General features: G+C 54.6%; 16 protein-coding genes. 3 read left to right on the top strand and 13 right to left on the bottom strand.

Annotation, left to right across the window (positions count from 1 at the left end):
• Positions 1-40 precede the first annotated feature (40 nt).
• The 5 genes from KI379_RS09830 to KI379_RS09810 form a co-directional block, all read right to left on the bottom strand.
• Entirely contained in the window at positions 41-1,195 is a 1,155-nt protein-coding gene (locus tag KI379_RS09830) for a serine hydrolase domain-containing protein (protein ID WP_244879236.1), read from the bottom strand.
• A gap of 465 nt (positions 1,196-1,660) precedes the next feature.
• Entirely contained in the window at positions 1,661-3,931 is a 2,271-nt protein-coding gene (locus tag KI379_RS09825) for a glycoside hydrolase family 3 protein (RefSeq protein WP_212983437.1), read from the bottom strand.
• A 29-nt stretch (positions 3,932-3,960) separates the two neighbouring features.
• Entirely contained in the window at positions 3,961-6,261 is a 2,301-nt protein-coding gene (locus KI379_RS09820; RefSeq protein ID WP_212983436.1) for a beta-glucosidase, read from the bottom strand.
• Entirely contained in the window at positions 6,258-7,556 is a 1,299-nt protein-coding gene (locus tag KI379_RS09815) for an MFS transporter (protein ID WP_212983435.1), read from the bottom strand. The genes KI379_RS09820 and KI379_RS09815 overlap by 4 nt, the downstream gene beginning before the upstream one ends.
• Before the next feature lie 171 nt (positions 7,557-7,727).
• Positions 7,728-10,259: a GH39 family glycosyl hydrolase gene (locus tag KI379_RS09810; protein ID WP_212968857.1), complete on the bottom strand. Its 2,532-nt coding sequence runs from the start codon at positions 10,257-10,259 to the stop codon at positions 7,728-7,730.
• A 247-nt stretch (positions 10,260-10,506) separates the two neighbouring features.
• On the opposite strand from KI379_RS09810, the gene KI379_RS09805 reads away from it, so the two are divergent.
• Complete coding sequence (locus tag KI379_RS09805) at positions 10,507-11,205, top strand: hypothetical protein (RefSeq protein WP_212983434.1); 699 nt, start codon at positions 10,507-10,509, stop codon at positions 11,203-11,205.
• A 106-nt stretch (positions 11,206-11,311) separates the two neighbouring features.
• On the opposite strand, the gene KI379_RS09800 is transcribed toward KI379_RS09805, so the two are convergent.
• Positions 11,312-12,211 (bottom strand): NAD(P)/FAD-dependent oxidoreductase, encoded by a 900-nt coding sequence (locus KI379_RS09800; RefSeq protein ID WP_212968859.1) that lies wholly within the window; start codon positions 12,209-12,211, stop codon positions 11,312-11,314.
• A 56-nt stretch (positions 12,212-12,267) separates the two neighbouring features.
• On the bottom strand, positions 12,268-13,662 hold the full coding sequence (locus KI379_RS09795; RefSeq protein ID WP_212968860.1) for an MATE family efflux transporter: 1,395 nt from the start codon (positions 13,660-13,662) through the stop codon (positions 12,268-12,270).
• A 548-nt stretch (positions 13,663-14,210) separates the two neighbouring features.
• Between KI379_RS09795 and KI379_RS09790 the strand changes: the two genes are divergently transcribed.
• Positions 14,211-15,005, top strand: a complete 795-nt coding sequence (locus KI379_RS09790) for an SDR family NAD(P)-dependent oxidoreductase (RefSeq protein WP_145134381.1) — start codon at positions 14,211-14,213, stop codon at positions 15,003-15,005.
• A gap of 109 nt (positions 15,006-15,114) precedes the next feature.
• Here KI379_RS09790 and KI379_RS09785 read toward each other — a convergent pair whose 3' ends face one another.
• The 3 genes from KI379_RS09785 to KI379_RS09775 all read right to left on the bottom strand — a co-directional run bounded on the left by KI379_RS09785 (position 15,115) and on the right by KI379_RS09775 (position 17,790).
• Positions 15,115-15,900 carry an arylamine N-acetyltransferase family protein gene (locus KI379_RS09785; protein ID WP_212968861.1) on the bottom strand — a complete coding sequence of 262 codons (786 nt, stop codon included), beginning with the start codon at positions 15,898-15,900 and terminating at the stop codon, positions 15,115-15,117.
• A 348-nt stretch (positions 15,901-16,248) separates the two neighbouring features.
• Positions 16,249-16,992 (bottom strand): SDR family NAD(P)-dependent oxidoreductase, encoded by a 744-nt coding sequence (locus KI379_RS09780; RefSeq protein ID WP_212983433.1) that lies wholly within the window; start codon positions 16,990-16,992, stop codon positions 16,249-16,251.
• A gap of 42 nt (positions 16,993-17,034) precedes the next feature.
• Complete coding sequence (locus tag KI379_RS09775; RefSeq protein ID WP_212984672.1) at positions 17,035-17,790, bottom strand: SDR family NAD(P)-dependent oxidoreductase; 756 nt, start codon at positions 17,788-17,790, stop codon at positions 17,035-17,037.
• A 118-nt stretch (positions 17,791-17,908) separates the two neighbouring features.
• On the opposite strand from KI379_RS09775, the gene KI379_RS09770 reads away from it, so the two are divergent.
• Positions 17,909-18,829, top strand: coding sequence for a LysR family transcriptional regulator (locus tag KI379_RS09770; RefSeq protein ID WP_212983432.1), 921 nt, complete (start codon positions 17,909-17,911; stop codon positions 18,827-18,829).
• A gap of 82 nt (positions 18,830-18,911) precedes the next feature.
• On the opposite strand, the gene KI379_RS09765 is transcribed toward KI379_RS09770, so the two are convergent.
• The 3 genes from KI379_RS09765 to KI379_RS09755 all read right to left on the bottom strand — a co-directional run bounded on the left by KI379_RS09765 (position 18,912) and on the right by KI379_RS09755 (position 20,742).
• On the bottom strand, positions 18,912-19,241 hold the full coding sequence (locus KI379_RS09765; RefSeq protein ID WP_373309551.1) for an ArsR/SmtB family transcription factor: 330 nt from the start codon (positions 19,239-19,241) through the stop codon (positions 18,912-18,914).
• A gap of 176 nt (positions 19,242-19,417) precedes the next feature.
• Positions 19,418-19,987 carry a peroxiredoxin family protein gene (locus KI379_RS09760; protein ID WP_212983430.1) on the bottom strand — a complete coding sequence of 190 codons (570 nt, stop codon included), beginning with the start codon at positions 19,985-19,987 and terminating at the stop codon, positions 19,418-19,420.
• 50 nt (positions 19,988-20,037) lie between these two features.
• Positions 20,038-20,742, bottom strand: coding sequence for a Crp/Fnr family transcriptional regulator (locus KI379_RS09755; protein WP_212983429.1), 705 nt, complete (start codon positions 20,740-20,742; stop codon positions 20,038-20,040).
• Between the last annotated feature and the right edge of the window lie 170 nt (positions 20,743-20,912).

Here is a 20,912-nt window from a genome sequence, read left to right as displayed (position 1 = left end):
AAACAAGCCGGGCCCTCCAAACGAAGGAATAAAATTCAATTTACGTATGACAAAGTTTCTCGCGGATCAGATCCGTTACCAGCCGATCCGGAGACCGTTCTCCCCGCCCAACCTTCATCCGGTTGCACAGCACCGCCACGGCAAGGCCGTTCGACGGATCGGCGTATCCGATCATGCCGCCCAATCCCGCATAACCGAAAGCCCCTCGGCTGCCGCCCATGGCATCGCCGTCTTGGCTAAGCGAGTAGCCCAGCCCCAACCGAACGGGAGCGAGCGCAACTTCGTCGATCCCTTCAAATTGCAGCTGTGCTGCCTCGGTTATGGTGGCCGGCTTGAGCAGGCGTCTGCCGTCCACGCCCTCGCCAATCAGTGAAGCATACATGCGCGCTAACGCCTGAGCATTTGCGACGGCATTGACGGCTGGTACGGCTGCCGAAAGGAAGCAAGCCGAGTTCCACTCCGGATTGGCAACCGGAACCAGGGCCGGAGGCAGCACCCGCTTGAACAGCATGTCATCGGGCATGGAAGCGATAGGTACGGCTTCGCCGCTAATTTCGGCGATCCGGGTTTCTGTTTCCGCCGGGGCCCCTAAGTACAGATCCCTCTCCATTCCTAATGACTTGCAGATCTCGTCCTGAATGATCTGGCCAATCGCCCGGCCATCCGCTCTGGCGGCCGTTTCCCCTAGAATCCATCCAAAGGTCAAGCCGTGATAACCTGCCTTGGTGCCAGGCTCCCAGATAGGTTGTAACTGCTCCATCTCGTGCACCATCGCCTGCCAGTTGGTAACCAGCTCCATATCCGCGTGCGCAGGCATCAAAGGAACTCCTGCCGTATGAGTCAGGACCTGGCGGAGCGTAATCTGTTCCTTCCCGTTCGCCCCGAACTCGGGCCAGTAATGAGAAATCCGCTCATCATACGCCAGCTTGCCCTGCTCGGCGAGAATATGAACCGCCGTGGAAATCACACCTTTGGAGCAGGACTGCATCACAAAGAGCGTATTCGGATGGACGGGGTTTTGTCCTAAGGCATCGGCGCTGCCCGAAAAGGCATTCACCACTAGTTCACCATGCCAGTAGGCTGCGGCTTGGAATCCTGCACCGATATCGTCTTTCGCAAGTTCATCCAGCAGCCGCTGGACCTGTGTTTGAAGATTGATGAGATGCTGACGTTTGTTTATCCATGGATTGGTCAATGCATTCAACTCCCTTATTATTTAAAATGAAAAAATAAGGTGCAAAGCCCATCCAATAAAACGTCCTGAGGGCGAACTGTTAAACTGATCGTCCGCCCATGCAAAGGTTCGCCCTATGAATAGGCTTTGCATGAGCCGCTTGGCATACTGGCAAATTGATTTGCCATCGAGATCGACCGCCTTTCTGCTTGGAATTGTAGCAGAGAACTTCGGCGGCCTCAACGCCAAAAATAAATATAGCCAAACTTTATAAAGACACGGATAGCATAAACAAGAGTCTAATCAAACAGCTATTGCGGGGTGCTTATGCGCCAACGGACGATCGGCGTTGAAGGTCCGAAAAAAAGCCCGCTTCATCAGCGGGCGATTCTTAGCTATTGTGTGCTTTTCGTGATATCTATTCTTTTCGCTGGAGGGATTCTACTATTTATATTTGTCGAAGATCCCTCTCAACGCTTCATTGCTTCAACGCTTCCGGTATTTCCGCGTGCGCTCGTCTTCGATAGTGCCGCCCCAATTCAAGCCAAAGCCAAAATCGTACGTGTTGCCATCAGAGTCCACATGGCATTCCATATCATGAGCCACGTCCTCCAGCTGCTCCTCAACCGTCTTCATATGGGCCGGCATCTGCATCGGCAGCAGACCCGAAGGCTCAGCACTGCCCGTCAAGATCTCCATGATCACCTGCGCCTGAACGCCAAAATCGGCTACAATCGCATCCACTTCGGACTCGAATTCGTTCACCACCGCTGGATTCGAGAGCAGCATCGACACGATAACCGGCTTGCCCTTCATCGCCTTCCGGGTGTCCAGCACCGCGTCCAGGTCGGACGTATTTTGAGGCGTGACGCTTTTCCCCTTATAAGAACGGTTCAGCACGTCTTCCGGACGCGGATCGCCCGCCAGGCTCACTTCCCGTGCATGCTCGGCCGTATAAGTCCGGTACTGCAGGCTGATCGGTACATAGCCGCTTCCCCCTTGCTCCGCATCCTCCTGGCTGTAGCCGAAGCCCGATTTCGGGGAGGTGATGAAGACCAGGCCAAAGTCCGCCTCATCCGGTTGATCCGTCACCGTAAAATATTTGGATACCAGCTCCAGACTGACCGGATACTCCAGCTTCTCCAGGGTTTGGTTGCCAAACCAGTCGGTTCCTGCCGGCGTATAGCGCTTCGGAATATATACCTTTTTCCCGGCCTTCAGCGGCAGCACCGCATTTTTATTTTTCAGCAGCACCACCGACTTCAGCTGGGCCTCATACCCCTCGCGCATAAATTCGGCGTTTCCGACAACTCGGGCGCTCGTATCCGGGTCAAGATACGGATTCTCGAACAATCCGAGCCGGAACATATTGACCAGAAGCCGTACGGCGGACTGCTCGAACCGCTGCCGCATCCAGTCTTCTCCGTGCTCGCGCACCCCGATTTCGTAGGCTTCCAGCACCGGTTCGATTTCGTTGTTGCCGCCGAACTGGTCCACCCCGGCCATCAGCAGCTTGTAATGCCGTTCACCGACGGTCAGTTCCTCCACGCCCCACGGCTTGCCGCTGAGGAAAGAGTTCTTGGCAGGGGACTCGTCGGCCGTAATCATCCAATCGGTGCACACAACGCCATCGTATCCGTACTGATCGCGAAGAAGATCTCCGATCAACCAGGCGTTATAGGAATTGCCTACATTTTCGCCGTTCACGGTATCCTGGTTCGCCGAAATGGTGTAATACGGCATGACTGCAGAGGCTTTGCCCGTCTTCCCGGCCAGCTTGAAGGCGCCTTCCGTAAACGGGATCAGTTGCTCGCTGAAATTATTCCCGGGATAGACCGCATACTTGCCGCAGCCGAAATGGGCGTCTCTGCCGCCTTCACCGGATCCGCCCCCCGGCCAATGCTTCACCATGGCGTTGACGCTGTCATAGCCCCAGCCTTCCTGAATTTCGTGTTCTCCCTCCGAAGTCTGGAAGCCGTCGACGTACGCCCGGGCCATATCGGCCGTCAGCGCCGAATCTTCCCCGAACGTTCCGTTGAAGCGGAACCAGCGCGGGTCGGTGGCGATATCGATCTGCGGGGACAACGCCGTCGACAAACCCAATGCGCGGTATTCCTTCGAGGCGATCTCCCCGAATTTCCGCGTCACCTCCGTATCAAAGGTCGCCGCCAGGCCCAAGGTTTCCGGCCACATGGAGATGGCGCCGCCGGAGCCTGCGTTAAACTCCGAACTGGAGTCGGAGCCGTGCCGCGGATCGGAGCTGTTGTTGGCCGGAATACCGAGGCCATGTCCTTCGGCAAATGCCTGCACCCGATTATTCCACTTGGCAGCGGACTCCGGGCTCTCCACAGTGGTGACCAGGATATGTCTCACGTGATCCTGGGCCAGAAAATGGAGCTGTTCATCGGTCAGCTCCCACGGCTTGACGCCGCTCTCTTCAAAGGATTTGCCTCCGTAGGTTGCGGAGAACCAGCCTCCGCTCGCCGCAGGCACCGCCTGATGGCGGCTGTACAGCATCAGACCGGCAATTTGCTCGGTCGTCATCTTGGACGCCAGATCTTTGGCCCGCTCTACAGGCGACAGCCGCCAATCCTCATAAGGATCCAGTTGGCCGTCCCTGCTCAGGTCCTTGAAATACAGGCCATCCTGTTCCAGGATCTTTACTCCCGAGGCAGCCGAATAGCCCAGCGTCGGTCCATCGGGATTGTTCACATAACGAATTTCTTCTATATTTAGTGCAGCTTTTGTATTCGACATGTTCTCTTTCCTCCACTCCATCATCGGAATTACGAATTCAGTTTCAGCTTCGTGTTCAGATCGTCGATGATTTTCGATAAATCCGCTTCCGACGTTCCCCCGCCCATCATACCGGACAGCGAGCGCAGAGCGTCATACTTCCGCCACTTCACCATGGCCTCGAACAGCTCGGCGATTCCGTCGTCTCCCATGCTCTCGGCAAACATAGCTCCCATCTGTTTCAGGCGCTCCAGGCTGCCCTCCATCGCTTCCTCCGCAAACGCAGCCGTTTCGGGAATGGCCATCAGCTCGTAGAACTTGGTGTTACGCCCCACTTTGCGGAACGGAATCCCGGTCGACTCCAGGCTCAGGGTAACGGCCAGGGGCGTATCCGCCGATGATGGACCTGCAACGATGTCGTAAGCGCCGGATTCGGCGAACCAGTCATGAATATCGGTATTGAAGTAGGCAAAAGCCCGTTGATCCAGCGCAAAATGGACCGTCTTCGCTTCACCCGGCTGCAGATGAACCTTGGCAAACCCCTTCAGCTCCTTGACCGGTCTGACGACATGGCTCTCCAGCGGTTTGACGTACAGCTGCACGATTTCCTTGCCGGCAACCGCACCGGTGTTGCGAATGGTAACAGACACGTTGACGGTGTCGGTATCCTTCATAGACGTTCGGTCAGCCCGGATATCTTCATAAGCAAAGGTTGTGTAACTAAGACCGTAACCGAACGGGAAAAGCGGCTCCTCTTTTTTCGCTTCATAATATCGGTAGCCTACGAACAAGCCTTCCCCGTACGTCACTTCGCTCTTGCCCCCCGGGAAATTCAGGAACGCCGGCGTCTGTTCCAGCCGAACGGGAAACGTCTCCGCCAGCTTGCCGCTTGGGTTCACCTTCCCGTACAGCACGTCGGCCGCTGCGCTTCCCGTCGCCTGCCCGCCCAGATAGCCTTCCAGCACCGCTGGGACTTGCGGAAGCCAAGGCATCGTCACCGGCGATCCGTTGGACAGCACGACAACCGTATTGGGCTGCGCCGCCGCGACCGCCTCGATCAGGCGGATGTGCGGGGAAGGCATATCCAGCCGTGTGCGGTCGACGCCTTCGGATTCGAACGAATCCGGCAGGCCGGCGAAGATGACGGCCACGTCTTTGCTTTGCGCCAGCTTCACGGCTTCTTCGATCAAGCTGTCGTCGGCCTCGCCGCCTTTGAGCAGATAGCCCGGGGCAAACGCACAGTCAGCGGACATTCCTGCAATCGCATCAAATGGAGCATCCAATCGTGTCGGAGTAATGTGCGAGCTGCCGCCGCCCTGGTATCGCGGATGCTTGGCGAATGCGCCGATGACGGCGACCGATTGCTCCGGCTTCAGCGGGAGCAGGCCTCCCTCATTCTTTAAGAGAACCATACAGTCCGCGGCCGCGCGCCGGGCCAGTTGGTGATGGGCTTCCGCATCGTAGGTGAAGCCTTCCTTTTTACCGTCGTATCCTTTGAAAATGACAGTGAGCAGACGGCGAACCGCATCATCCAGCACGGCTTCGTCCAGTTCTCCGGACTGGACGGCCTCCATGATCATCCGGTCATGCTCCGGACCGACATAAGGCATTTCCAGCTCCAGTCCGGCCTTTAGTCCTTTCACCCGTTCGTTAATGGCGCCCCAATCGGTCATGACCAGTCCGCCGTGGCCCCATCTTTGCTTCAGCACCTGGTTCAGAAGGTAATCGTTCTCCGAACAGTAATCGCCGTTCACCTGGTTATAGGCGCACATCACGGTCCAGGCATCACCTTCGATAACCGGACCCTCAAAGCTGCGCAGGTAAATTTCGTTCAATGTCCGCTCGTCGACCACGGCGTTAATCGAGTTGCGCAGCGTCTCCTGATTGTTGGCCGCAAAATGCTTCACCGACGTTCCGACGCCTTGGCTTTGGACGCCTTTCACATGGCTCGCGCCCATTTCCGAGGACAGGTACGGATCTTCCGAGAAATATTCGAAGTTTCTGCCGCATAGCGGTGACCGCTTAATATTGACCGCAGGCCCGAGGATAATCTGCACGTCCTCCTGCTGGCACTCCTCGCCGATCGCGGCGCCGACTTCCCGGATCAGCTCGCGGTCCCAGGAAGAAGCCAGACCCGCTCCGCTCGGGAAGCAGGTGGCAGGCACCGTCTTGCTCGACATGTCCCCCGGATTGGCCTGCTTGCGCAGGCCGTGCGGACCGTCCGTCATCACAATGGACGGAATGCCGAGGCGCTCAATCGGTTTCGTCTGCCACATATTCAGCCCCGAGCATAGGCTGGCTTTTTCTTCTAAAGTCATTTGAGAGATGATGTCTGTCAGATTTCGTTTCATGATACGCTTCTCCCCATTTCCAGATTGGTTGGATTACTTTCACCGGCGTGCTCCCCGACTTCAGGCAGCGGCTTGAGCGCGGCTACCCCTGCCACGACGCAGACCGCAAGCACGATATAGAAGAAGGACCAGCCGCCGATGTTTAGCAGCAGGGGTGCGATGGCCGGCACGATCGACTGCGGCAGCGCGTTGGCTACGTTCATAATGCCAAAGTCTTTGGCCGCGTCTTCCTTGTTCGGAAGAATTCGCGAAACCAGCGCCATATCGACCGCCGTGAAACAGCCGAACCCGAGTCCCATGACGGCGGATGCTACGATAAATGCCGTGTTATGCGCGATAAAGGCATAGATGAGAATGGCTGCGATAATAATGAGAGCCGAAATATACAGGAATGGCTTTTGCTTACGGAACTTATCGGATAAGACGCCGCCAAAAATACTCGTGACCGCCATCGCCACCATGGACACGATGTTAATGGTAGCCACGGCTGCGGTTGCAGCGCTTTCACTATAGCCCATGCGGTTTACCAGCATAACGGTCAGATACAAGCTGCTGCAGTACCCCATCATTAACAAAAACTTGGATACGACCGCCCAGCTGAACGCCGGAAATTTTCGCGGGTTTGGGTAGACTCTGCTCAACTTTTCGCCAAGCGTCATCTTTTCCTGTGCCATGTGTTCGATCTGCACTTTTCCGTCCTGGATGATAAACAAGCTGATGATGGGTCCCACGATCCCGATGGCCGCAAGCAGGCTCCATTTCGTCGTTGAGGAGGCGTCCGTCATGGCCGTCATCAGCACCATGCCCAGCGCCATAGCTACTGGTAACACGGTACCCAGCAGCCCGGAGATCGTTCCCTGCTTCTCTTCCTTCACCTGATCGGGAATCAGCGCTGTGTACGCGGCCATGCCGAAGTTGAAGAACAATTGGGCGATCGCCCAGCCGATGATGATCTGCCAGATCTGCGTGGACATTCCGACCCACAGTAGTGCGGCACAGCCAAACAGCGGGCCGAGCAGAATCCATGTGCGCCGGCGGCCGAAGGAGATGTTGGTCCGGTCGCTGATCGCTCCGCCGAGCGGGTTGCCGATCAGGGCAAAGAAGGCCCCAATCCCGGATACCAAGCCGTAGGAGGAGGTATAGCCGTTCGGATCGATTTCGACCATTTTAAAAGTTAATAGAAGCGTTGCAGGTGTCATTAGAGCCAGCATCATGCACGCATATCCGAACATGATACCGAAAGTGAGCCGTTTGAATGGCGTGATCGTTTGACCGATAATTTTTGCTTTAGCCATATGGGTTGACCTCCTCATTATCTGAAAACGTTTACAAACCAATTATAAAACAAACCGCCCAGCTCAGGAGAGGCGGCGGTTTGCAGTCTTTTATGGCCATTTTTAATTCATTTGTAAGCGTTTCACTTCGCGCCGCGAAAATTCAGGTTAAAAATTGACACAACCCCTGCGTCAAATGACCGGAATTAGCTCGACGAGCTCAACTGCGTGCGGTTCCAGCGTAAATGTACAGGTCATATGGCGGTTCTCCACATTAACTTGGGTGATATGGCGACCGGGCTCCGATCTCTGCCTGATATAATGCAGATCCTCCCCGGTCATGATAGCCGGTGCACCCATTTCCACCCACACGTCAAAGCTGCTCCCGCTCGACCGGTTCAAGGAACGGCGGACGATTTTATACCTGCCGCTGTCTATTCCATCCAGCTGGAATTCCAGCTTGACGGTTCTCTCGTTTTTGAACCCGCTGTACCGACTGGTCGGTGTCACGAAAGAAGTATCCCCCAGAGCATACAGGTCATCGAAGTGGCAGTAATTGTAGCACAGAATCTGATAGGCATTCGCGCTCTTAGTCACAATATAGCCTTCGCCGCGTTCAATAAGCTGACCCCCCAGCTTGGCCAGCAGCTCGTAGGCATACATAGCAGGCTTCGGAATCCCGTACTGGGCGATCAGACCCAGCCCGCCGTGGAACAACGCAGGGGATGCCGACGTTTCTTCGATATTGTCGCTGAGCACCCAGTAGCCGAAGCCCTGAATCCGGTCGAGATTATCGATCAAATTTTTCGCGATGTATGCCGCCTTGTACAGCGTATCGTTGGTCAGCTCCCTGTGAAACGCCGTGGAATTAAATTCCGTCAGGTATATCTCGCGGTCCGACAGGCCCTCCTTTTCAAGAAGCTGCTTCTCCCGGGTCAGCATGTCCCGTAAATAATCCGGGTTCGGCGAAATGCCCCGGAACTCCTCCAGCAGGATGCGGTATGGCTCCAGTTTGCGCAGCTCGCTTTGTTCTTCATCCGGCTCGAAGAATCCCTCCAGATTTTCATGCGGATAGAAATGGCACGGGATAAAATCGGGCAGGCAATCCCGCTCCCGGCAAAAGGCAAAAAACCGCTCGCTGAACAAGTTGGAGCGAAGCGTTATAATTCGCCCTGGCGCCCCGATCCGCAGATTCTGCGAAATGTTCTTCATCGTATGGAAAGTTCGGGAATATAACTCGAAGTACTCTTCATCCGTTCCCGGCCAATACACCTCGAGCTCCGGCTCGTTCCAAAATTCGAACATCCAGCTCTCAACCTCCGCCGGACCGTACCGGTTCATGCAGTGCCGGATAAAGCGGTCAATAAGCTCGCACCAGGTGTCGAGGGACTTTGGCGGGCTTGTATAGCTTCTGCGAAAATAGAGCCCTTTTCCCGGATCCGCCGCGAGCGCGGAGGGCATAAACCCAAGCTCCACAAACGGCTTCAGATGAATGGAAAGCAGAAAATCAAATAATTGGTCGACGAGCCGGAAATTGTAGGCTGGCTGCCCGTCCTCCCTCTCATGGTAAACCATCATGCCGTCATCAAAAATGCCGTGAAAACGCAAAAAGCGAAACGGACACCGCTCCTGAACGTAACGGAGCTGCCGCTGAACGTCGGCATGAAGCCCTTCCTTGGCTTTGCCGATCGTGATCAAGTTTTTCCACGTATGCGATATCGTCTGGGTCCTCACGGCCGCATCCACCTGGCGGGTGAGCGTTTCCAGCGAATGCACCTCCCTGTCGCCCGGCGATGCGCCCCGCTCCAGGTATTGATTGATAATCCCGAGTGCGCTGGATTGATTGAACTCCATATAATTCGAAGTCGATTTTTCCTTCTTCTTTCCCGGCTCCGGCCGGTACTGTTTCCGATACTCGTTCGGCGTCACATGGTATCTGTTCTTAAACGCGGAATAGAACGACTTGGCGTTCGGAAAACCGTGAAACATAGCCAAGTCGGCAATGGGGATTTCCTCTTGGCGCAGCAGATCCTCGACGGCATTTTTTAACCGAATGCTGGTCAGATAAGCCTGAAAATTCAGTCCGATATTTTCGCTCAAAAATTTCGATAAATAAGGCACGGACAGAAACTCCCGGTCTGCGATGGACTGAAGGGTGATGGGCTCGCGGTAATGGTTATCGATATACGTAATAATCCGCAGCATCCGGTCCATGTACCGCTCACTGATACCGCCTTCGGACAGCGGAACCTTGAACTGCTTGACCAGGATGGAAAGAACGCCAAGCATCGCGGCCTGCATCTCCAGTCCATACGTCTCTGTCTGCTTGTATTTGAGCTGGACCATCTCGGCAAGCAGCCGGCGCAGCCGGGAAACGGCATCGCGGGATTCCGGCCCGGATTTACTGGCCTGAAATGCAAAGGAAAAGCCCTCAAAACCTGCAATATGTTCTTTCAAATAAGCGGTTGGAATTTGGTAGGTGGCGATAATGTTCATGTCCAGGCCAATGACCTCATGGACATGATGCTGGTTAATCAGCAGCACATCGCCTTCCTTGAGCGTATGGCTGACCGTGTCGATCGAAACCTCAAGCGTTCCCCGCAGCACAAAAATGATCTCAACGCTGTTATGCCAGTGGCTGGGCACGTAATTCACACTGTGCAGGGATACGTCAAACGGAAGGCTGTCATCGATCTCGAGCAGCTCAAAAACTGAATTCGCCATACTTGGGCGGCCTCCTTAACGCATCATTAGACCTAATTATAGCAGATGAAGATAGTTCATAAGTAACGCTTGATTTCTGACTATGGCAGATGGGTTGTCAAAAGGCCTTGCTGACGGATGCCGATACGATAATTTTCTCATCCTCTGCTGTATAAATTTGTTAATCCCCCCGGTCAACAGCAACTTTTATCTCTATGTAACGTCTGGAATATGTATCCAGATATACAAGAAAGGGTTGAGATTTCGGATGAACCACAAATTTGCGTTGTTTGCCGTGTGTGCGATACTGTGCGGATCGCTCAGCGCCTGTGCCGATTCTTCGGATTCAGATCACGTTGCTACAGGGTCTGCGCCAAGCAGCTCCAGCACATCCGGGCAGCAGCCTACCGCCGATTCGGCCGGTCAATCCGGGACGGACGGTTCCCCGCAAGCGGCCGTCATTCCGAAAGGAGGCGGGAAGTTCTCCGCGGAAAAAGCGCTGTATGAAATCTATTCCCGGACAGACATTGGCGATGAGGAGAAAGTGGCTCAAATGATGCGGCAAATTGCGGGGATCAATTGGACGACGTATAACCAGATCAGCGGCCAAAAGTCGCTTGAGACCGTTGAGTATCTCTATAATCAACTGGATAAGATCGAAACCGGAGATTATCCTAACATCGTAAGAGCAGATAACGGTACGGACGGGGCTTCTGCCGAGAGTTATGCGGCCATTCTGGCCGAGCTGTACACGCGGGAACCATCCAAGTTCATCGAAGCGCTCGCAGGATTGAAAACTCCATCTCAAATCGAGTCCGTAGTATCCCATCTGGCTTATGGACTAAGTTATCAGGATACCGCCCAGATCAAGGCGAAATTGGAGCAGTTGAAACAAACCGGCAGCCTGTCCGAGGGCGAGCGAAAGGTGGCGGATCAATTGCTTGATCGGTTGGATCATCCCTACTAAAAAAGGCCGTATTCCCAAGTAGAAACCGGGAATATGGCCCGTGAAACTGATACGATGTACGATTATATACATGCTGAGCTTGGTTCTACAGCGAGCATCGTTCCCATCAAAACTCCTCATCGATCAAATCCGCATTCACTGCCATGGCGGCTTTGCTCCCCTGTCCTGCAGCAATGATCAGCTGCGAAGGCCCGAAACGGGCGGTATCGCCAGCAGCGTACACACCCTTCACGCTCGTTCTGCCCAGTTCATCCACAGCAATGCCGCCCGCTCCATCGGGCCTGCAGCCCAGCTGCGCCGCGAAGGGAGCCTTCTGTGACCAATGGGGCACGATGAAGCCTCCGGCTCGCGGAATGAAAGCACCGCTGTGAAATACAACTTCCGTTAACTGCCCTCCGTCTCCCCTGAACGAATGAATCGGCTCCTCCACAACAAGCACCCCCTTGACTTGGAGCCTTTCCTTTTCCCCGGGCGTCAGAACAGGCTTGCCGTTTGTCAGGACGATTAAATCCCGGCTCCAATGGTGAACCGTCTTGACGAAGTGATACAGTCCCGGCTGCTCCGACAGCACAAACAATGGCCGGTCCTGCAGCTCATAGCCGTCGCAATAAACGCAATTAAAGATGCTTTTTCCATACAGCGGCTCTAGGCCGGGAATGCGGGGCAGCGTTTCGTGCAGCCCGGTTGCCAGAATCAGCGTTCTGGCCCACACTTCCTCCCGCATCGAAGTGATAACGCGGAAAGCACCGCGGGCCGCATTCACCTCCAGAGCCGTTGCAAAGAACCGGCGAACGGTAGGATACCTCCCGATCTCCTCATATGCCAAGTTTCGGAATTGTTCGGGGCGGACACCGTCCCGCGTCAGATAGCCATGCGATACCCGTGTGACCCGGTTTCGCGGCTGGTCATTATCGATCAGCGCCGCCGTCCTACGGGAGCGCCCCAGCACCAATGCGGCATTCAGTCCGGCGGGTCCTCCGCCGATGATCGCGCAGTCCCATATCATCTTAAGCGAATCGCTCCTTCCCTTAAGGCCTCCTGCCGGATGTTGATCATCCTGCATCAGGTCGCGACATTGCCGCCAGCGTCCTTCGGCTTCCCGCCACGCTCGTCAAACACCCGGATCCAGCGGTACCTGTTCACTTTTACGATCGCAACAAAGCATTTCAGGATTTGATCGCATTTGAGGCACATAAACGTAATGACCGGCGACAGATCAAACACAAACGCACACAGCGCCGAAGCCGGCAGCACAATGAGCCACATGAAAATGAAGTCGTTGTACAGGACGAACTTAGTGTCTCCTCCGCTGCGGACAATGCCGGTCAAGGCTGGCATCTGGTATGCCGTACCGACGACCGTCACCGACAGAATAGTCATGAACTGCAGGGCCAGCGTTTTGGAGCTCTCCGATATTGCATACAAATCGAGGACGACGTCCTTCACGGCAAACAGCAGGACCGCGGTCAGTACGCCGATGATCAAGTACAGCAGCTGCAGCGTTTTGCTGTAGGAAATGACCTTTCCCGTATTCCCTTCCCCGATTGTCTTGCCGATGATGACCGCCGTCGCGCTGGCCGATGCGTAAGTAACGACCGTGACCAGCTGAAAAATCGTGTTCGCCACGCTGTTGGCGGCGATCGCCGCCTCGCCCATATGTCCGAGGATGGCGGTCTGGGCACCCATCGATACGGCCCACAGCAGGTTGGCCATCAGCACAGGTGATCCGATCCGCAGATACTGCTTAAACAGAGATCTGTCGATGCTGTAAAAATCTTTCAGCTTAAAGCGGATCCGCTGATCGAACTTCTTTACGAAGGTGAGGACGATTACGCATTCGATCACCCTTGCGGTCAGTGTGGCGATGGCCGAACCGCTCACCCCAAGGCGCGGGAATCCCAAGTGGCCATAAATCAGCAGGTAATTCAGGCACACATTAATGATCAAAGTGGACAGCGAAACGAGAAAGCCGATCCGCACGACCTCGACGCTGCGGAGCGCCGCCAGCAAAATGTTGGTCACCGCAAAAAATATGTACGAAAAACAGATGATCTTTAAATACTTCGCCCCTTCCGCGATCACGTTCTGCTCGTTCGTAAACAGCGACAGGCAGCCGTGCGGGAAGAAAAAAACGACCGCCCACATGATCACGCTTACAGCCAGGGCGATCCGCATCCCGATGCTGGAGGCCCGTTTGATGGCGTCTATATTTTTGGCGCCCCAATTTCGGGAGGACAGGATGACCAGCCCTTCGGCCGCCCCCATGACCAGCATATGCAAAATAAACTGGATCTGGTTGGCCAGCGCAACCCCGGACAGCGCGGATTCGCTGTATCCTCCAAGCAGCAGATTATCCGACAAATTGACGCCAAGCGTAATAATATTTTGCAGTCCGATCAGCACGGTTAACCGGATAAACATGCTGTAAAACGACCGTTCACGCACCCATATTCCCATGACTTCTCCTTCTTCGATATGTCGTGTAATAAGCTGATTATATTCTCAGCCAAAAGGAGCACACAAGGCAGGAAAACGGTGGAAATGTACGGGAAAACCATGCCCGGAATCCTTCCAGCCCGCCATTCCCCCGGATTGCTCACAATACCGCACGTCTACACCGTTCTGCACTTATGAGTATAGCGGGCTCCCATAGAGCCTGCCTTCCAACGGTTTTTCTTTCCGGATTATGCTTGTTACTTAACTTACCTTCCAAGAGTCTTCCGGCTCAATGCGGTTCCAGTCCACCCTATAGTAAGCTCAGGAACGATGTGTTCTTCGTAAGTGACCCATTTTTTCATAGATCAATGCCATTCTGCTAGAAACGTTACTACGATCTAGGGCAAACACCGCCTCTGTTCCGGCCGGCAGGTGACGGATGTTCTGACGCTTTTGAACTTTTTGATGCGGCAGGCTTGACAGTTTGAAAGAAGAACTGGAACATAGTGGTATAAAAGATCAAATTGTAGGGATCCTATTTGGGGATTCTGTTGAAGGAGGATATCATCATGGAGCTTCAGCTATCTGGACAAACCGCGCTAGTCACCGGTTCCACTTCCGGTATCGGCAAGGCGATCGCTGATTCTTTGGCTGCAGAAGGGGCCAAAGTTCTGATTAACGGCCGCCGTGAAGACAAGGTCCACGAAACGATCGAAGAGATCCGGGGGCGTCATGCCGGAGCCGAACTCGTTCCCGCAGTCGCCGATTTGGGTACGGAACAAGGCTGCCGCACCTTGATGGAACAGCATCCGGATGTCGATATCGTGGTGAACAATCTGGGCATTTTTGAGCCTGCCGAATTTTTCGATATCCCGGATGAGGAATGGTTCCGCTTCTTTGAGGTCAACATTATGAGCGGTGTCCGCTTGAGCCGGCATTATCTGAAACGCATGATGCAGCAGGACCGCGGAAGAATTATTTTCATTGCCAGCGAAGCCGCCGTCATGCCGTCGCAGGAGATGGCGCATTACAGCGCCACCAAGACGATGCAGCTGTCGATCTCCCGCAGCCTAGCCGAGCTGACCAAGGGAACGAACGTGACGGTTAATACCGTGATGCCCGGCTCCACCCTGACGGAGGGGGTTGAGACAATGCTCGATACCCTGTATCCGGGCGAGTCGTTAACGATCCGGGAGGCGGAGCAGCGCTTCATGCGGGAAAACCGGCCGACCTCGATCATTCAGCGGTTGATCCGGCCGGAGGAAATTGCTCACCTTGTCACGTTTATCAGCAGCCCCCTCTCCTCTGCGATCAACGGGGCCGCGCTGCGGATCGACGGCGGGTTAGTCCGGAGCGTATTTTAGTGTGAACCGCCAACCGCAAAAAAGTGCCGTTGTCCCTTCCAGAGGGAGACGGCACTTTTCATTATGATGCGGCTGCCCACGCCCAATCTTGATGGGAGCCGCAGTCATTTTATTCAGGGAGGACGATGCCAAAATACTGCCTGAACGCATCCCGCTTCTCTTCCGGTGTCCGGGGAGTGAGAATGCGCACCTCCTTGCCGGCAAAGATTCGGAATTCGTCGCCAGCGACCGTGTTTCGCCCTTCCGACGTGCGGATAAACACCATCGGCCCCTGTCTGAAAATCGATTCCGGAGCATGCTCGCACCAGAACGAGGCCATCACATAATCCCGCGGCAGCTGGGGCTCTTCGGCAAAAGAATAAATGAGCCGCCAATCCTCCCCTTTCCGCTCCATCAGCTGCCAGCCGAAGAACGAATCCCGGTCCAGGCGATAGCATTCGGTTCCCTGCGGCTGTTCCAGATGCTCCTTAATCAGTACAGGCCTGCCTGGGACATTTCCGCCTACTCCGACATCGCACAAATATCGGGCGCCTTCTGCTTCGACCTGAAGCACATGATGCCTTCGCTTCGGAGGCAGGTTATCCTCATCGCGCCAAAATCTGGCGAAATAGTGGGTCACGGGAAATCCCAGTTCGCCCAGCAGCCAGCCAAACAGCGCATTGAGCTCAAAGCAGTATCCGCCGCGCCGGCGCACGACGATTTTGTCGTATAGGTCCCGAATGTCAAGCGATAGGGGCACACCGTTTAAAATATCCAAATTTTCATAGGGAACGCTGTAAATATGGCAGTGCTGCAGTTCCGCCAGCGTGTCCGCCCCATTGTCCAGCTTGCCTTGGAATCCGATCCGGTCCAGATAAGCCTGAATTTCCGGCGTCTGTGATGGATGGTTAGTCACAACGAGCTACCTCCCTGCTCTTATAGTGCTGCGCATATCCATGCCGCTTCGAGCAAGCATCGGAATATCAGCCATACAGCTAATTTCTATAGCAGAGCTTGGTTCACCTTCTGCTGCTTACGATATTTACTCTGTTTTTCGCTGAAAAAATAACCGGGTCCACCAAAACACGGCATTTCCGACCAGCAAAATCGAAAACTCCCACCCGGTCTTACCCGTTGTGATCAGTTGTATTCAGGCATCGTTTAATACAAAAAAGCGCAGAACAGGAGCATTACGGGGTTGCCCCCACTCCATATTCTGCGCTGTATCGGTTTAGTACTCTATCATGCCCAGCAGGCACTCCTCTTATACCGCCGTGTATCCCCCGTCGACCAGCAAGCTGGCGCCGGTGATGAAGGAAGCATCCTCACTCGCCAGGAACAGCACGGCTTTGGCGACTTCCTCCGGCTTGCCGAGCCGTCCCATCGGATGAAGGGCTGTCAGATGTGCGGTAATCGCTTCGTCCCTGCCCTGAATGAGCGGCGTGTCGATATATCCCGGGCACACCGCATTGATCCGGATGCCCTTGGCGGCATAATCGGCTGCCATTGACTGGGTCAACAGCTTTACCCCGCCCTTGGCGGACGCATAGGCCGTGACACCCGCCTTGCCTACATGGCTGTGAATGGATCCGCAGTTCACGATCGCCCCGCCCGTGCCTTGGGCTAGCATCTGCTGGACCGCATATTTGTTGCTTAAAAATACACCCGTCAGGTTAATGTCGATCGTCCGCTGCCAGCTGTCCGACGATAACCGGTCCGCCGGTCCGTCCTTGGCGATACCCGCGTTGGCGAACAGGATGTCCAGCTTGCCGAACTTGGCGACCGTTTGCTCGACCATTCGCTGTACCTCGGTTTCTTGCGTCACGTCAGTTCTCACAAACAGCGTATCGTAACCCTGAGCGTTCAGCTCCTCTGAAAGGGTCTGGCCCCTGTCCGAAAAATCGGCGATAACGACCTTCGCCCCTTCGGAGGCAAACATCCGTACCGTCGCTTCCCCGATGCCGCTGGCGCCGCCGGTAACGATCGCTACTTTAGAATCAAATTTCATGATTGAACACGCTCCTATGAATTCACTTTAATGTACAGACTCTTAGATAGCCGTTGCCCCGCCGTCGATGACAAATTCGGATCCCGTGGAATACGACGACTCGTCCGATGCCAGGAATACCACCAGATTCGCTACTTCCTCCACCGTACCGAAACGGCCCATCGGCGCAACCTTTTTACCAAGTTCGGCTTCGGACATTTGGCTCACCTCCGACGCATAAGCGCCCATGGCGGTGTTGATGTAGGCCGGATGGATCGAGTTCACCCGAACGCCTGCGGCTGCGTATTCGATCGCGGCGTCCTTGGTCATCGTCCGGACCGCGCCTTTAGAAGCTCCGTAAGCGATATGGCCGGATGCGCCCGTCAGCCCCGCAATGGAGGATGCGTTAATGACGGAGCCACCCTTTTGTTTGGCCATGAAGGGCATCACGTGCTTCATCCCAAGGAAAACGCCGGTCACGTTGATCGCCATCATCCGGTTCCATTCCGACAGTTCGATGTCGGCCAGCGGCTTGATGAAATAAATGCCGGCATTGTTGAACAAAATATCGATGCGGCCAAACTGCTGAACCGCGGCATTCGCAATTTCTTTCCATTCGTCCTCATTGCTGACATCATGACGGAATGCTGCAGCTTCGCCGCCGGCCTGCGTGATTTCACCAGCCGTCTGCTTGGCGCTGTCGAGATTAATATCGGTAACGACGACTTTGGCGCCTTCTTCCGCAAAGCGGAGAGCCGTCGTTTTGCCAATCCCGGCGCCTGCGCCTGTAATCAGTGCAACTTTTCCTTCGAGTCTCATCATGAATCCCTTCCTTTCGTATCTCACATCATTATGTTAACATGTCTTGAGATTCAGCAAAATTTAAACCTATTGAATTTTATTTAAGAAAAACTTAAAGATCAAAGGACGATGCTTCATGAATACGGAAAAGCTTGAGTACTTGGTGGAGGTGGCGCGGGCCGGTTCGATTTCCAAAGCGGCCGAGCAGCTTCACGTGACGATTTCAGCGGTCAGCCAAGCCATCACCAGTCTGGAATCAGAGTGGGGGATCAGCATTTTTACCAGGTCCAAATCCGGAGTCACCCTGACTCCCGAAGGCAAAATCATTATCAAAAAAGCATATGAAACGCTGGAGAAATATGAAGATCTGCTGGCGGCTGCCCGCGGATTTTCGGGTACGGTCAAGGGCCGGCTGCGGGTCGCGACCATCCCAAGCCCTATGTCTCTTCTTGAGCGTGTCGTGATCGAATTTAAAAAGAAGTTTCCGGACGTGAAGCTGGAGATCGTGGAAAAAGGCTCGCAGGACATCATTGACGATGTGAACCAGGACAAAAGCGATCTCGGACTCATCATTTTGTTCAAAAACCGGTTGATCGAACGCACCGGCCTTGCCTTCGAACGGCTGCTCCCCGTGCACATGGTCGCCGGCATCAGCAGCGCGTCGCCGCTCGCCCTGAAGCACGCGGTCGGTCCTGAAGAATTAAGGCAGCAGACCGTCGTCCTCTATAACGACGATTATGTGAAGTGGTATATGGACAACTTTCAGTCACTTTATGGCCCGGTAGACGTGCTCTTCACCACCAATAACCGGGATCTGATCTTCAGGGCGTGCATGAATCATGGTGCCGTGACCATCGGGCTCAACTTTTCGTTCATGAACGAGCCGGCCTTCCGCAAGGACAATATCGCGATTCTTGATTTCGATCTGCCGGATCACGGCCCAGTCTACCTCGGCGTCATCCAGCGCAAGGAAAAGACCCATTCGCAGGTCTCCCGCCGTTTTATGGAGTGGTTAAAACATGACTTGGAAGAATTAGGGGCATCCATGCAGTCTTAAAAGGGGTTCAACTTGAAGCAAAAGAAAAAACATCACGACATCGCGATGTTTTTTTGCGGTTCATATGAGGGATTCATATCGTTCATTCCGATGAATCTCGCCTCTGGATATCCCGCAGATATTCATCCAGGCGGTCCAAACGGTCATCCCACATCGATCGGAAAGACTCAAGCCAGTGGTCCAGCTCTTGAAATGGTTCGGTACGCAGCTTAATGATTCGCCGGTTGGCGGCAGGCTGCACTTCAACGAGGCCGGCCTCGTGAAGAACCCGGACATGCTTGGATGTCTGGGGCTGATTGAGTTCAAGCCGATTCGCGATATCGCCAATGGCCAGGGGGCCACGGTCGCGAATGAGCTCGATAATATGCAGCCGGTTAGGCTCAGCAAGCGCAGTCAAAGTTGTCGTGTTCATCTTCATGCCTCCTGACCAAATACTACCACAAAGGAATATTTAGAGAAAACGAAAATAAAAACAGCCAAAGCAAGGAAATTCCTGCTGTGACTGTTTGGTCCCAAACAATCAATAACAATGGTAAGGGATTGTCTCGCCTTATTTCAAAGGCTTTTAGCGTGACCGATTCTCCGGCTTCATAGGTGCACCTCTGGGGAGGACGCTGCGAACCGGTCCACCCGTTCAAAAGGAAGGTGATCGGTAATCAGCTTTCCGTAATATGCGGTCCTTATGATCCCCTCTTCATCGATCAGAAACTCGGCCGGAATGCGGTGGAAATTGGCCCCCTCTTCAGGCGTAAGCGGAAAACCGGCCGCCGCCGCTTCATCTGCCAGTTCATGAACATTCGGCAACGCTAATGTAGCTTCCGTCTTGGATTCCGACGATTCGACTCCATACAGGCTATAGATGGCGGCATTCGGATCGGCAATGAGCGAAAAAGGCGCCTGCTGCGCGCCTACATACTTGTGCAGGTTCGCTTCCTGCGATTCAAAAAACGCGATGACTTGAAGCCCCTGGCGACGCCAGTCGGGGTACCTCTGGATCATTTGATGAACGCGTAAATTGCACATAGCGCATGCCGCATTACGGAAGAACGACAGCAGCACCTTGCGGCCGCGGAATTGGTCCAGCGAAACCGGATCGCCGTGCTGGTCGATCGATTGGAAGAGCGGGGCTTTATCCCCGGTCATCAGCAGGTTAGTCATACGATATTCCTCCTCATGGATCTTCTATGCATGAGATGCATGAACCCACTTTAGCAGGAAGCTCCGGATTCCTCTGTGACCAGGTCACCAAACTCCTCTTCCAGCAGCTTGCGCTGCAAAATACGGACTGTTCCCCGGCTGGTCTCGATCCACCCTTTCCGCTGAAACCGGGCAAGTGCCCTTGTCACGACTTCGCGAACCGAACCGACCTCTTCGGCCAGCTCCTGATGGGTGATCCGAACCGTCGGCGCTTCCCCGGCCGTCATTCGCAGCAGTGCTCCGGCAAGGCGGTTGTCAAGCGGGAGGGTCTGGCGCTGCTGCGTCCGTTCCACCATGCGGAGCATGCCGTCAAGCAGCCCGCCGAACACCGTGGCGCGAATAGACTCGTACTCCTGTACCCAACGCATAAAGCTGCTTTTCCGCACAAACAGTACTTCCGCTTCGGTCTCGGCAGTCAGCTCACCGGGATACTCGCGCCCGCTCAGACCGCTCAGCACCAAGAGTGAGCAAATTTCTCCCGCCGTCAGCAGGTTGATGACGGATTCGGAGCCATTTTCGCCGATCACCGTAATCCTCGCAGTTCCACTGAGAAGGAACATACCATATGCCGCCGCATCATCCCGATGGAATATTCGCGATTTGGCTTTAAAACGCCGGATGAACGGCCCGGACTCCCGCCACTCCTCAGGCGAAACCGCCGTCAGGCACGGAAATACCTGGACCGGCTTGTCACTCGATTGATGTGATATGCTCATGCGTTATGTTCCTCCCAAAATAGGTCAACCCGATAATGACTATAGTATAGAAGATATTCGGCAGCAGCAAAAGCATGACGCAGCCGCATTCACAGGGTTAGCTGGTTCAAGCGACGGCTGGCGGAAATAAAGATTAAAAAAAACAGCCAAGGCTGAAATGCAATGGCTGG

The organism is Paenibacillus cineris (genome assembly GCF_018333335.1).
In the GTDB taxonomy this organism is placed as follows: Bacteria; Bacillota; Bacilli; order Paenibacillales; family Paenibacillaceae; genus Paenibacillus_AQ; species Paenibacillus_AQ favisporus.
The sequence above is the reverse complement of the archived record's forward strand: the minus strand, read 5'-3'. Positions and strand labels throughout refer to the sequence as shown.

Excerpts from the sequence above, each read along its gene's own strand:
- KI379_RS09770 (WP_212983432.1), top strand. The coding sequence starts at position 17,909 with ATGAATACGGAAAAGCTTGAGTACTTGGTGGAGGTGGCGCGGGCCGGT.
- KI379_RS09810 (WP_212968857.1), bottom strand. The coding sequence starts at position 10,259 with ATGGCGAATTCAGTTTTTGAGCTGCTCGAGATCGATGACAGCCTTCCG.
- KI379_RS09775 (WP_212984672.1), bottom strand. The coding sequence starts at position 17,790 with ATGAGACTCGAAGGAAAAGTTGCACTGATTACAGGCGCAGGCGCCGGG.
- KI379_RS09825 (WP_212983437.1), bottom strand. The coding sequence starts at position 3,931 with ATGTCGAATACAAAAGCTGCACTAAATATAGAAGAAATTCGTTATGTG.
- KI379_RS09790 (WP_145134381.1), top strand. The coding sequence starts at position 14,211 with ATGGAGCTTCAGCTATCTGGACAAACCGCGCTAGTCACCGGTTCCACT.
- KI379_RS09820 (WP_212983436.1), bottom strand. The coding sequence starts at position 6,261 with ATGAAACGAAATCTGACAGACATCATCTCTCAAATGACTTTAGAAGAA.
- KI379_RS09795 (WP_212968860.1), bottom strand. The coding sequence starts at position 13,662 with ATGGGAATATGGGTGCGTGAACGGTCGTTTTACAGCATGTTTATCCGG.
- KI379_RS09765 (WP_373309551.1), bottom strand. The coding sequence starts at position 19,241 with ATGAACACGACAACTTTGACTGCGCTTGCTGAGCCTAACCGGCTGCAT.
- KI379_RS09760 (WP_212983430.1), bottom strand. The coding sequence starts at position 19,987 with ATGACTAACCTGCTGATGACCGGGGATAAAGCCCCGCTCTTCCAATCG.
- KI379_RS09800 (WP_212968859.1), bottom strand. The coding sequence starts at position 12,211 with ATGATATGGGACTGCGCGATCATCGGCGGAGGACCCGCCGGACTGAAT.
- KI379_RS09805 (WP_212983434.1), top strand. The coding sequence starts at position 10,507 with ATGAACCACAAATTTGCGTTGTTTGCCGTGTGTGCGATACTGTGCGGA.
- KI379_RS09780 (WP_212983433.1), bottom strand. The coding sequence starts at position 16,992 with ATGAAATTTGATTCTAAAGTAGCGATCGTTACCGGCGGCGCCAGCGGC.
- KI379_RS09755 (WP_212983429.1), bottom strand. The coding sequence starts at position 20,742 with ATGAGCATATCACATCAATCGAGTGACAAGCCGGTCCAGGTATTTCCG.
- KI379_RS09815 (WP_212983435.1), bottom strand. The coding sequence starts at position 7,556 with ATGGCTAAAGCAAAAATTATCGGTCAAACGATCACGCCATTCAAACGG.